This window comes from Streptomyces sp. NPDC001204, assembly GCF_053598035.1.
Genome location: NZ_JBSFJL010000006.1, coordinates 139,643 through 151,141, shown reverse-complemented (window position 1 = coordinate 151,141; position 11,499 = coordinate 139,643). Strand labels below are relative to the sequence as shown.

The 11,499-nt window shown below is 72.0% G+C and carries 10 protein-coding genes; 5 read left to right on the top strand and 5 right to left on the bottom strand.

Annotated elements, in window-relative coordinates; all coding sequences use genetic code 11:
* Nucleotides 1-3: 3 nt before the first annotated feature.
* Nucleotides 4-327 (bottom strand): hypothetical protein, encoded by a 324-nt coding sequence (locus tag ACWC91_RS11065; RefSeq protein WP_450725879.1) that lies wholly within the window; start codon nt 325-327, stop codon nt 4-6.
* Nucleotides 328-795: 468 nt separating this feature from the next.
* Here ACWC91_RS11065 and ACWC91_RS11060 point away from each other — a divergent pair, with 468 nt between their 5' ends.
* Nucleotides 796-1,317, top strand: a complete 522-nt coding sequence (locus ACWC91_RS11060) for a hypothetical protein (RefSeq protein ID WP_450645098.1) — start codon at nt 796-798, stop codon at nt 1,315-1,317.
* 258 nt (nt 1,318-1,575) lie between these two features.
* Nucleotides 1,576-3,330, top strand: a complete 1,755-nt coding sequence (locus ACWC91_RS11055) for an NAD+ synthase (protein WP_376500577.1) — start codon at nt 1,576-1,578, stop codon at nt 3,328-3,330.
* Nucleotides 3,331-3,391: 61 nt separating this feature from the next.
* On the opposite strand, the gene ACWC91_RS11050 is transcribed toward ACWC91_RS11055, so the two are convergent.
* The 4 genes from ACWC91_RS11050 to ACWC91_RS11035 all read right to left on the bottom strand — a co-directional run bounded on the left by ACWC91_RS11050 (nt 3,392) and on the right by ACWC91_RS11035 (nt 8,394).
* Nucleotides 3,392-4,705, bottom strand: coding sequence for an MFS transporter (locus ACWC91_RS11050; protein ID WP_225074407.1), 1,314 nt, complete (start codon nt 4,703-4,705; stop codon nt 3,392-3,394).
* A gap of 110 nt (nt 4,706-4,815) precedes the next feature.
* Nucleotides 4,816-5,871: an endonuclease/exonuclease/phosphatase family protein gene (locus ACWC91_RS11045; RefSeq protein WP_450644222.1), complete on the bottom strand. Its 1,056-nt coding sequence runs from the start codon at nt 5,869-5,871 to the stop codon at nt 4,816-4,818.
* 176 nt (nt 5,872-6,047) lie between these two features.
* Nucleotides 6,048-6,674: a TetR/AcrR family transcriptional regulator gene (locus tag ACWC91_RS11040; RefSeq protein WP_225074409.1), complete on the bottom strand. Its 627-nt coding sequence runs from the start codon at nt 6,672-6,674 to the stop codon at nt 6,048-6,050.
* A gap of 121 nt (nt 6,675-6,795) precedes the next feature.
* Nucleotides 6,796-8,394 carry an MFS transporter gene (locus ACWC91_RS11035; protein WP_450644220.1) on the bottom strand — a complete coding sequence of 533 codons (1,599 nt, stop codon included), beginning with the start codon at nt 8,392-8,394 and terminating at the stop codon, nt 6,796-6,798.
* A gap of 192 nt (nt 8,395-8,586) precedes the next feature.
* Here ACWC91_RS11035 and panB point away from each other — a divergent pair, with 192 nt between their 5' ends.
* The 3 genes from panB (at nt 8,587) to ACWC91_RS11020 (ending at nt 11,498) form a co-directional block, all read left to right on the top strand.
* Entirely contained in the window at nt 8,587-9,453 is an 867-nt protein-coding gene (gene panB, locus ACWC91_RS11030; protein WP_281157371.1) for a 3-methyl-2-oxobutanoate hydroxymethyltransferase, read from the top strand.
* Between the two features lie 192 nt (nt 9,454-9,645).
* Nucleotides 9,646-10,671: an ATP-binding cassette domain-containing protein gene (locus ACWC91_RS11025; RefSeq protein WP_225074412.1), complete on the top strand. Its 1,026-nt coding sequence runs from the start codon at nt 9,646-9,648 to the stop codon at nt 10,669-10,671.
* Nucleotides 10,668-11,498, top strand: a complete 831-nt coding sequence (locus tag ACWC91_RS11020) for an ABC transporter permease (protein WP_450644217.1) — start codon at nt 10,668-10,670, stop codon at nt 11,496-11,498. Before ACWC91_RS11025 ends, ACWC91_RS11020 begins: the two co-directional genes overlap by 4 nt.
* Nucleotide 11,499: the final 1 nt, after the last annotated feature.

Here is an 11,499-nt window from a genome sequence, read left to right as displayed (position 1 = left end):
AGGTCAGCGGCCGTGCGCCCGCCTCTCCTCCGGGAGGAGCGGGCGCACGCGCGCGTGCAGCAGGGCGTCGGCGACGTCCCCGGAGCGGTCGAGCACGAGCAGGTGGCCGGCGGGTGCGCCCGGCCGGAACGCGCCGCCCGGGACCGCGGCGAGCGCCCGCTGCCGGGCGAGCCACCGCTCCCGCCAGGACGCGGCCCGGCGCGGGTCGTCGGCGGCGATCACGGTGACCGGCAGGCCGGACGGCAGCGTCCGCGACCGCCGCGGGGCGGCGGGAACGGGCGCCCGGACAACCGGCGCGAGCGCACGGGGCGGCACGGTCGCACCCACGGGCGAACCTCTGCCGGCCAGGGCCCACGGCCGGCCGGCGGACGGACCACATGAAGGCGGACGACTCCTCACGGCCAGGCACCGGCCGACAGGGGCAGACGCCCGCGCAGGCGCGACAAGCGCACGGGCACGGGCATGGGCACGGGCACGATGGCCGTTACCGTCACGCACGCGAAAGCCCCCCGGCCCCCAGGACCCACAGCCGGCCGGCGGACGGCCCGCCACGCACGGGCAACGGCGGGACGGCTTCCCGCAGACCGGTGTCCGGGCGCCCGCGGGGCCGGAGGTCGGGGAAGGTTTCGTCGCGGTGCGATCAGTGGGACGCAAGGCGCCGCACGGCGGCCCGTCGCGGTCGACTGGACATTGGCGGCAATACGTCACAGCTTGACCGGTTCTTGACTCCTGAACGGATTATTCCTGACAAAAGCTTGCCTGCGATCACCTGATTCCAACGGGGAAGGGACCATCGTGAGCGACGGAGGAGCAAGGCAGAACAAGCGTGGACGGTTCGTCAGGCGAGGCACCGTGGGGCTGGCGGTGCTCGCCCTGGCCTCCGCGGGCCTGTTCGCCGCCGGCCCGGCGTCCGCGTCCAGCAGCGGCGCGGCTTCGCCCGCCGGCCGGCTCATGATGCCGGGCAGCGGTGCCCAGAAGAGCGCGGCGCCGCAGGGCGGTGCCGGCGTTCAGTCGGTGTACAAGCTGCCCATCAGCGGCGGCTACGGCCAGTGGAGCGACAACCCGTCCGGTTCCACTCCGGGCGACGCGATCAAGGCGTGCGACACATCGGCGGACGGCTGGGGCATCGAGACCTGGCTCGACTACAACCGGGACGGGTACGTGGACCGGATCGCCTCCACCCGTGGGCACAACTCCCCGTACTGTTCGCCCTGGGCCACCGGCAACCTGCCCGAGGACATCCCGGTCGACATCGCCGTCATCCAGGTCAAGGGGTCCCAGACGGGCGCCTGGGCGCAGTGGGTGGCGTACACGTGAGCGGTGAGCACGCCGGACACGCCTGACGGACTCACGGCGGGCCCGCGCGGGTAGTCCGCCCGCGTCGTGGCAAGGCCGGGGGTGCCGCCGGGAACGCGGGAGCGGCGCGGCGGCCCGTTGCCAGGCCGCCGCGCCGCTCGGTCGTCCGCGCACGGTCCGCCGCGGCGCTCCCCGGCCCCCGCGCGGGCGCGGGCGGCGTGGGGTGGCCCACACCTCCGCGCCCGGCTATCGCGTCGCTTTGACGATTACACTGGGCGCGTGCCTCAACTACGTCTCGCCCTGAACCAGATCGACTCGCGCGTCGGAGACCTCGCCGGGAACTCCGAGGCGATCGTCCGCCGGGCCCGGGAGTCCGCCGAGCGCGGAGCGCATCTCGCGGTGTTCCCGGAGATGGCGTTGACCGGGTACCCCGTCGAGGACCTGGCCCTCAGGTCGTCCTTCGTGACGGCGTCCCGCGCCGCGCTGCGCGACCTCGCCGCCCGGCTCGCCGCGGAGGGCCTCGGGGAGCTGCCGGTGCTCGTCGGCTACCTCGACCGCGGTGAGACCGCCCAGCCGAGGTACGGCATGCCGGCCGGCGCTCCGCAGAACGCGGCGGCGGTGCTGCACCGCGGCGAGGTGGTGCTGAGCTTCGCCAAGCACCACCTGCCGAACTACGGCGTCTTCGACGAGTTCCGCTACTTCGTCCCCGGCGACACCATGCCGGTCCTGCGGGTGCACGGCATCGACGTCGCGCTCGCCATCTGCGAGGACCTGTGGCAGGACGGCGGAAGGGTCCCGGCCGCGCGCAGCGCGGGCGCCGGGCTGCTGGTCTCGATCAACGCCTCGCCGTACGAGCGCCTCAAGGACGACGCCCGCCTCGACCTGGTCCGCAAGCGGGCCCAGGAGGCCGGCTGCACCCTCGCCTACCTCGCCATGACCGGCGGGCAGGACGAGCTGGTCTTCGACGGCGACTCGATCGTGGTCGCCCCGGACGGCGAGGTGGTCGCGCGGGCGCCGCAGTTCGCCGAGGACCTCATGGTGCTGGACCTGGATCTGCCGGCCGCCTCGGCGAAGGCGCCCACGGGCGTGGTCGACGACGGTCTGCGCATCGACCGGACGGTGCTGTCCGAGGAGCCGCTGCCGGCCTACGAGCCGGAGCCGGCGGGCGGGTACGCCGCGCGCATGGACGACGACGAGGAGGTCTACACGGCACTGGTCGTGGGCCTGCGCGCGTACGTGCGCAAGAACGGCTTCCGCTCCGTGCTGATCGGCCTGTCCGGCGGCATCGACTCCGCGCTGGTCGCGGCGATCGCCTGCGACGCGGTGGGCGCGGAGAACGTGTACGGCGTCTCCATGCCGTCCAAGTACTCCTCGGAGCACTCCAAGGACGACGCCGCGGAGCTGGCACGGCGCACCGGCCTCAACTTCCGCACCGTCCCGATCGCGCCGATGTTCGACGCGTACATGGGCTCCCTGGGCCTGACGGGCCTGGCCGAGGAGAACCTCCAGTCCCGGCTGCGCGGCACCCTGCTGATGGCGGTCTCCAACCAGGAGGGCCACATCGTCCTCGCGCCCGGCAACAAGTCGGAGCTGGCGGTGGGCTACTCGACGCTGTACGGCGACTCGGTGGGCGCGTACGGCCCGATCAAGGACGTGTACAAGACGTCGGTCTTCCGGCTGGCCGAGTGGCGCAACCGGGCCGCGGCCGAGCGGGGCGAGGTCCCGCCGATTCCGGAGAACTCCATCACCAAGCCGCCGAGCGCGGAGCTGCGCCCCGGCCAGGTCGACACCGACTCGCTCCCGGACTACCCGGTGCTGGACGCGATCCTGGAGCTCTACGTCGACCAGGACAAGGGCGCCGACCTGATCGTCGCCGCCGGATACGACCGCGAGCTGGTCACGAAGACGCTCCGCATGGTCGACACGGCCGAGTACAAGCGGCGCCAGTACCCGCCGGGCACGAAGATCTCCGCGAAGGGCTTCGGGAAGGACCGGCGCCTGCCGATCACGAACGGCTGGCGGGAGTCGGCGTAGGCGCCGGGTCCTGTACAGGGGGGGTACGGGGGCGTGCGGGTGCGTGCGGGTGCCGCCGGGGCTAGGCCCCCGGACCACCCGCACCGCCCTCGGCCCGGACGGCTTCGTCCCGGAGCTCCCCCGTGCTCGTCGAGCGGGAAGGGACCCCCGTACGGGCCGTGGACGGCACGTGCGAGGCGACCACGCGCTCCCGCCCGGCCCGCACGGCACCGGCGGTCGCGGCACCCGCCCGCCGCAGGTCCACCCGGTACGCCAGGCCGGCCACCGTGAGGCCCAGCACCGCGAGGACCGCCCCCGCGAGCGCCGGCGAGGTCACGCCGAGGCCGGCGGCGAGCGCCAGCCCGCCGATCCAGGCACCGCCCGCGTTCGCCAGGTTGAAGGCGGCCTGGTTGGCCGCGGAGGCCAGGGACGGGGCCGTGGACGCCTTCTCCATGACCATGAGCTGGAGCGGCGAACCGGTGACGAACGCCGCCGTGCCCAGCAGGGCCACCGCGAGGGCCGCGCTCCACTCGGTCCGCATCAGCAACGGGAACAGCGCCAGCACGACCGCCAGCGCGGTGAGGCCGCCGAACAGCGTGCCCCGCGTCGAGTGGTCGGCCAGGCGCCCGCCCAGCAGGTTGCCGACGGTCGCGCCCACCCCGAACAGGGCCAGCAGCAGCGTCACTCCGGCCTCGGCGTACCCGGCGGAGCCGGTGAGCATCGGCGTGATGTAGCTGTACGCCGAGAACAGCGCGCCGAAGCCCGCCACGGTCGTCAGCAGGGCCAGCCAGACCGGGAGGGAGCGCAGGGCGGCCAGTTCGCGGCGCAGTCCGGCCGCGGGGGCGTGGCCGCGGTCGCGCGGGACCAGCAGGACGAGGGACGCTATCGCGGCGACCCCGATCACGCTGACCGCGAGGAAGGTCACACGCCAGCCGAGGCGCTGGCCCATGAGCGTGGCGGCCGGGACACCGACGACGTTCGCCAGGGTCAGGCCGAGCATCATCAGGGACACCGAGCGGGCCCTGCGCTCCGGCGGCACCATGGTCGCCGCGACGACGGCGCCCACACCGAAGAAGGCGCCGTGCGGCAGTCCGCTGAGGAAGCGGGCGGCCAGCAGCCAGTCGTAGCCGGGGGCGAGGGCGGACAGCGCGTTGCCGACGACGAACAGGGCCATGAGGCCGATCAGGACGTGCCGGCGGGGCAGCCGCGAGGTGACGGCGGCCAGCAGCGGGGCGCCGATGACGACGCCCAGCGCGTACGCCGAGACCAGGTGCCCGGCGGCGGGGATCGAGACGTGCAGGTCGTCGGCGACGTCGGGGAGCAGCCCCATGATGACGAACTCGGTGGTACCGATGCCGAAGGCGCCCACGGCGAGGGCGAGCACAGCCAGGGGCATGGAGGGCCTTTCAGAGCTTCGAAGCGTGCGGGGCATGGAGTTCCGTACCGCGGAGATCCGCGTATGTTCGGAGACGGAACAAAGCCTCTCAGGCCCAGTATTCCAGCAGGTTAAGACCCGGTTGCCGATGTGGTGACGTTCACACGCGCGGCCACCGGCAGGTGGTCGCTGCCCGTGCGCGGCAGGGTCCAGGAGCTCACCGGCTCCACTCCCCTGACCATGATCTGGTCGATCCGCGCCATCGGGAACGACGCCGGCCAGCTGAACCCGAAGCCGCTGCCCGCGGCGCCCTGGGTGGAGCGCATCTGGGAGGTGACGGCGTTGAGCGAGCGGTCGTTCATGGTGCCGTTCAGATCGCCGAGCAGGACCACCCGGGGCAGTTGCTCACCGGCGATCGCCTCGCCCAGCGCGTCCGCGCTCTCGTCGCGCTGCGCGGCGGTGAAGCCGGCGTTCAGCTTCACCCGCACCGAGGGCATGTGGGCGACGTACACCGCGACGGACCCCTCGGGCGTCCCCACGGTGGCGCGCAGGGCGCGCGTCCAGCCCAGCTTGATGTCGACGGAGCGGACGCCGCTGATCGGGTACTTGCTCCACAGCCCGACCGTGCCCTGCACCGTGTGGTACCGGTACGCCGGGGCGAGCGTCCGTTCGTAGACGGGGAGCGCGGACGTCTTCAGCTCCTCCAGGGCGAGCACCTGGGCGCCGGAGGCGGCCAGATCGCGGGCGGTGCCGGACGGGTCGGGGTTGTCGGCGTTGACGTTGTGCGTGGCGACCGTCAGTTCGCCGCCGGTGCCCGTCTTGTCGGTGAGCAGGCCGCCGAACTGGTTGAGCCAGACGATCCCGGGCAGCAGCACGGCGATCAGCGCGATCGGCGACCTGCGCACCAGGGCCAGCACCAGCAGCACCGGTACGAACAGGCCCGCCCACGGCAGGAAGGTCTCGGTGAGACTGCCGAGGTTGCCGATCCGGTTGGGGATCTGCGCGTGCGTCAGCATCACCAGGGCGAGGACGACCGCGAGCGCGGCGACGAGGAGGCCCCGGCGCCACAACCGCGCGTCACCGCGCCGGCCGTCGGAGAAGCCGTGCGCCAGGCGCCGGAGCCGGTCCCCTGGGCGCTCGGGCCCCGAGCCGCCCGCCGTCTCCGTCACGTACGCCTGTCGCGCCATACCGTCGCCTCACTGCCTGCCGTGCACACCGTTCACCCCCGTGTTCTACGACCCTAGGGGATGATCGGCACCGTTCCCGCCGTCCTTGACGGCCGTACGGGCAGGATGACGAAGAAGTCGGCGCGCGGAGTTCCGGCTGCGCCGCCCACAGCCCCATCTGTGACGAAACGCGCACATCAGCGCGGGGAACTGACAGGCCGTAGCCCTTCGAGCACCGCGTCCACTATCTGCTCCGACAGACCTTCCGGCAGGCCGGCGTCGGGCCGCATCACGCTGCGCACCAGCATGGGGCCGACGAAGAGGTCGGCGAGCAGGTCGACGTCGACGTCCCCGCGCAGTTCGCCGTCGCGCTGCCCGCGGCGCAGGACCTCCACCTGGAGTTTGCGCCGCGGCTCGACCACGGTCGCGTGGTAGGCGCACCAGATCTTCGGGCTGCTCTTCATCTGAGCGTAGACGTTGTGCAGGATGAGCGAGCTGCGGCTCACCAGGCCGCGGCGGCGCAGCTGTTCGAGGATGGCCACGAGGTCGTCGCGCATGGAGGTGCCCGGCAGATCGGGGTCGGGGGGCTCGGCGGCGCGTACGACGTCGACGAACAGCTCCTCCTTGCCGCTCCAGCGCCGGTAGATGGTGGCCTTGCCGACGCCCGCGGTGCGGGCGATGCGTTCTATGGAGAGTTCGGCCAGCGGCACGCCGTCCTCCAGCAGCTTCATCACGCCCTCCACGATGGCGTGTTCCACCGCTTCGCTGCGGGGGCGCCCTCGCACAGGGGCGTCGGCAGCGGCGTGGCTGTCGGCAAGGCTCACGTGGGCCGTCCTTTCGTCGTACAGGGAGATTGTCCTATCGGGCGGTCGCCGGTGGGTTCAACCCACCGACGGCCGCCTCCGGCCGGCAGTCCCCCGTCGCCGTGTGGCCCCCGTGCCGCGGCTACTCCACAGCCACCACCAGTTCCTCTTCCTCCTCGCCCTTCTGCGGCAGGGCCTCCTTGCCCGGCAGGAACACGGCCACCACGACCGCGCCGACGAGCGCGACCACGGTGCCGCACAGCGCGGTGACGTGCATGGCGTGCAGGAAGGCGTCGTTGGCCGGGCCGATCAGGGCCTTTCCCTGCGGGCCGAGCCTGGCCGCGACGCCGAGGGTGGCCTCGATGGACTCGCCGGCCTTGTCCCGCAGTCCGGCGGGCAGCAGGCCGAGCTTGCCCTCGATGTCGCTGCGGTACGCCGTCGAGAGCACCGAGCCGAGGACGGCGATGCCGAGGGCGCCGCCGACCTGGCGGAAGGTGTTGCTGAGCGCGGAGGCCGAGCCGGCCTTCTCGCGGGGCAGCGCCTGCATGATGACGACGCTGGTCGGCGTCATGATGTGCGCCATGCCGGTGCCCATGAGGAAGAAGACGACCTCCAGCAGCCAGATCGGCGTGTCGGCCTCGAAGCCGGCGAAGGCGGCCAGCATGGCGGCGAGCAGGATCAGTCCGCCCGTGGTGGTGGCCTTGTTGCCGAAGCGGTCGACGACCAGCCGGGCCCGCGGCGCGAAGATCAGCTGTGCGACGGCGAGCGGCAGCATCAGCACACCGGACTCCAGCGGCGAGTAGCCGCGCACGCTCTGGGTGTAGAAGACGCCGAAGAACGTCACGCCCATCAGCGCGAAGAAGACCAGCGCGATGGCGGTCATGGCGGCCGAGAAGACCTTGTTCTTGAAGTACGTGACGTCCAGGGACGGGTGGTCGCTGCGCTTTTCGTAGACCACGAAGGCCGCGAGGACGAGCAGGCCCGCCACGATCGTCGACAGCACGGTCGCGTTGGTGAAGTCGGCGAGCTCACCGCCCCGGATGATGCCGTAGACGAGCAGCACCAGACCGACGACGGACAGCACCACGCCGATCGGGTCGAGGCGGCCGGGCCGCGGGTCGCGGGAGTCGGGCACCAGCCACAGCATCAGCGCGACCGCGAGGATGACGATGGGAACGTTGACCAGGAAGACCGAGCCCCACCAGAAGTGGTCCAGGAGCAGACCGCCGGTGATCGGGCCGATCGCGATGGCCAGGCCGACACCGCCCGCCCAGATGCCGATGGCCTTGGGCTGCTCCTCGCGCTCGAACACGTTCATCAGGACGGCCAGGGTGGCCGGCATGACGAAGGCGGCGCCGAGGGCCATCACGGCGCGGAAGGCGATGAGTTGGCCCGGCGAGCCGGACTCGGCGGCCAGCGCGGAACCGGCGCCGAACACGACGAGGCCGCCGATCAGGACCTTCTTGCGCCCGATGCGGTCGCCGACCAGGCCCGAGGTGAACAACAGGCCCGCGAAGACGAGGGTGTAGGCGTTGATCGCCCACTCCAGCTCGCTCTGCGTGGCGCCCAGGCCGGTCGGGGCGGGGGTCGAGATGGTCTTGATCGCGACGTTCAGGATCGAGTTGTCGAGCACCACTATCAGCAGGCTCAGCATCAACACGCCGAGAATCGCCCAACGGCGGCGGTGCACCGCTTCCGGAACCCGGGGGCCGTGGGCGGCACGGTCGGCAGGATTAGTCATGGCGCCGAGCGTAGGGGCACTTCCGATACGAGACCGTCTCGTATCGCAATCCTTTACCCAGATCTTACGCCCTCTGTGCCGAGACGTTGCGCACACGGGGCTCCTCTGGCCGCGTCCGGCACGAGGTGCCACCATGGGAGGGATCCGGGGACGCCGTAAGGGCGCCCCGAGATGACTGAAGGAGCCGTTGTCATGACGCAGCTTTCGGCTGCCCACAACAAGCCCTCCGACGGCAGCAAGGCGCTGTACGGGGGTAAGGGCACCCGCCGCATCACTGTTCGCGACATCTCCCTCGCCAAGGAACGCGGCGAGAAGTGGCCCATGCTCACCGCCTACGACGCGATGACCGCGTCCGTCTTCGACGAGGCCGGCATCCCGGTGATGCTGGTCGGCGACTCCGCGGGCAACTGTCATCTCGGCTACGAGACGACCGTGCCCGTCACGCTCGACGAGATGACCATGCTGTCGGCCGCGGTCGTCCGCGGCACCCGCCGCGCCCTGATCGTCGGCGACCTCCCCTTCGGCTCCTACCAGGAGGGCCCGGTGCAGGCGCTGCGCTCGGCGACCCGGCTGGTGAAGGAGGCGGGCGTCGGCGCGGTGAAGCTGGAGGGCGGCGAGCGCTCCCACGAGCAGATCCGGCTCCTGGTGGAGTCCGGCATCCCGGTCATGGCCCACATCGGCCTGACCCCGCAGTCCGTCAACGCCATGGGTTACCGCGTCCAGGGCCGCGGCGAGGAGGCGGCGCAGCAACTGCTGCGGGACGCGAAGGCCGTTCAGGACGCGGGCGCGTTCGCGGTGGTCCTGGAGCTGGTGCCGGCCGAACTGGCCGCCGAGGTGACCCGGGTGCTGCACATCCCGACGGTCGGCATCGGCGCCGGTCCCGAGACGGACGCGCAGGTACTGGTGTGGACCGACATGCTCGGGCTGACCGGCGGGCGCGTGCCGAAGTTCGTCAAGAAGTACGCCGACCTGCGCGAGGTCATGGGCGACGCGGCCAAGGCCTTCGCGGAGGACGTGGTGGGCGGGACGTTCCCCCTGGAGGAGCACTCGGTGCACTGACCTCCGGTCGAGCCATCGCGGTACCAGGGCAGCCCCCGCCGATCTTCCCCCGTCGGCGGGGGCTGCCGGTTTCCCGGACGGTGGCCCGGGGGTGCGGCCGGGGGACGGCTCACCGCGCCCGACAGATGCCGGTCAGGCGTCTGTCGGCGGACTGTCGGTGGTTTGTCGGTGGGGGCTGGCACCGTTCGGGGCATGACGCGAATCGACGACAACCCCGGCGGCGTGCCGAACGCCGTGACCGTGCGGGGGCTGGTCAAGCACTACGGCGAGACCAAGGCGCTGGACGGCGTGGACCTGAACGTGCGCGAGGGCACCGTGATGGGCGTGCTCGGGCCGAACGGAGCCGGCAAGACCACCCTCGTACGCATCCTGTCCACCCTGCTCGCCCCGGACGCCGGACAGGCCACCGTGGCCGGCTACGACGTCGTCCGCCAGCCCCGGCAGCTGCGCCGGGTCATCGGGCTGACCGGGCAGTACGCCTCCGTGGACGAGAAGCTCCCCGGCTGGGAGAACCTGTACCTGATCGGCCGGCTCCTCGACCTGCCGCGCAAGGAGGCCCGCGCCCGCGCCGACGAGCTGCTGGAGCGGTTCTCGCTCACCGAGGCCGCGCGGCGGCCGGCCCGCACCTACTCCGGCGGCATGCGGAGGCGGCTCGACCTCGCCGCCTCGATGATCGGGCGGCCCGCAGTCCTGTTCCTGGACGAGCCGACCACGGGACTCGACCCCCGCACCCGCAACGAGGTGTGGGCCGAGGTCAAGGCGATGGTCGGCGACGGGGTCACCGTGCTGCTGACCACCCAGTACATGGAGGAGGCCGAACAGCTCGCCTCCGAGCTGACCGTCGTCGACCGCGGCAAGGTCGTCGCGGGCGGGGGCATCGAGGAGCTGAAGGCGAAGGTCGGCGGGCGCACCCTGCGCGTGAAGCCGGCCGACCCGCTCGAAGTGCGCCCGCTGGCCGGGATGCTCGACGACCTGGGCATCACCGGGCTCGCCGCGACGACCGTCGACACCGCGACCGGCTCCCTGCTCGTGCCGGTCCTCAGCGACGAGCAGCTGACCGCCGTGGTCGGCGCGGTCACCGCGCGCGGTGTCACGATCACCTCCATCACCACCGAACTGCCCAGCCTGGACGAGGTGTTCCTGTCCCTCACCGGCCACCGCGCCAGTGCCCCGCAGGACACCGTGCCCGCCGACACCCGCGAAGAGGTCGCCGTATGAGTGCCGTCACCACGACCCCGCTGGGCTCCGCCGGCCTCAAGGCCGACGCCCGGATCCCGCTGCGCAGCCATCTGCGGCACACCGGCGCGCTGGTCCGCCGCAACCTGCTGTGGATCCGGCAGGACCCGGAGTCGATGTTCGACGCGATCCTGTTCCCGGTGATCTTCACTCTGCTGTTCGTGTACGTCTTCGGCGGCTCGATCGGGCAGTCGCTGGGCGGCGGGCAGCAGCAGTACGTGCAGTACATCGTGCCCGGCCTGATGGCCATGATGGGGATGAACCTGGCCCAGAGCGTGGGCACCGGCTTCAACCAGGACTTCAACTCCGGTGTCATGGACCGCTTCCGGTCCCTGCCGATCGGGCGCGGCTCGGTGCTGTTCGCCAAGATCGCGGTGGAGCTGCTGCGGATGCTGATCGCCACCGCGATCCTGCTGATCGTCGGCGTCCTGGTCGGCTTCGACATCGAGAACTGGCCCGGCCTGTTCGCCGCCGTGGGCCTGTCGGCGGTGTTCGGCTCGGCGCTGATGTGGGTGTTCATCACGCTCGGCGTGGTGATGAAGAACGCGCAGTCCGTGCAGGCGATGGGCTTCCTGGTGCTGATGCCGCTCCAGTTCGGCTCGTCCATCTTCGCCCCGCCCGGGACGATGCCGGGCTGGCTGCGGACCTTCACCCAGTACAACCCGCTGTCCGCGCTCGCGGACACCGCCCGCGGACTGATGGTGGGCGGCCCGGTGGCGCACAGCCTGTGGGTGAGCCTGGCCTGGTCGGCGGTGCTCACGGCGGTGATGGCGCCGGTGGCGATCCACAAGTTCCGCACCAAGAGCTGAC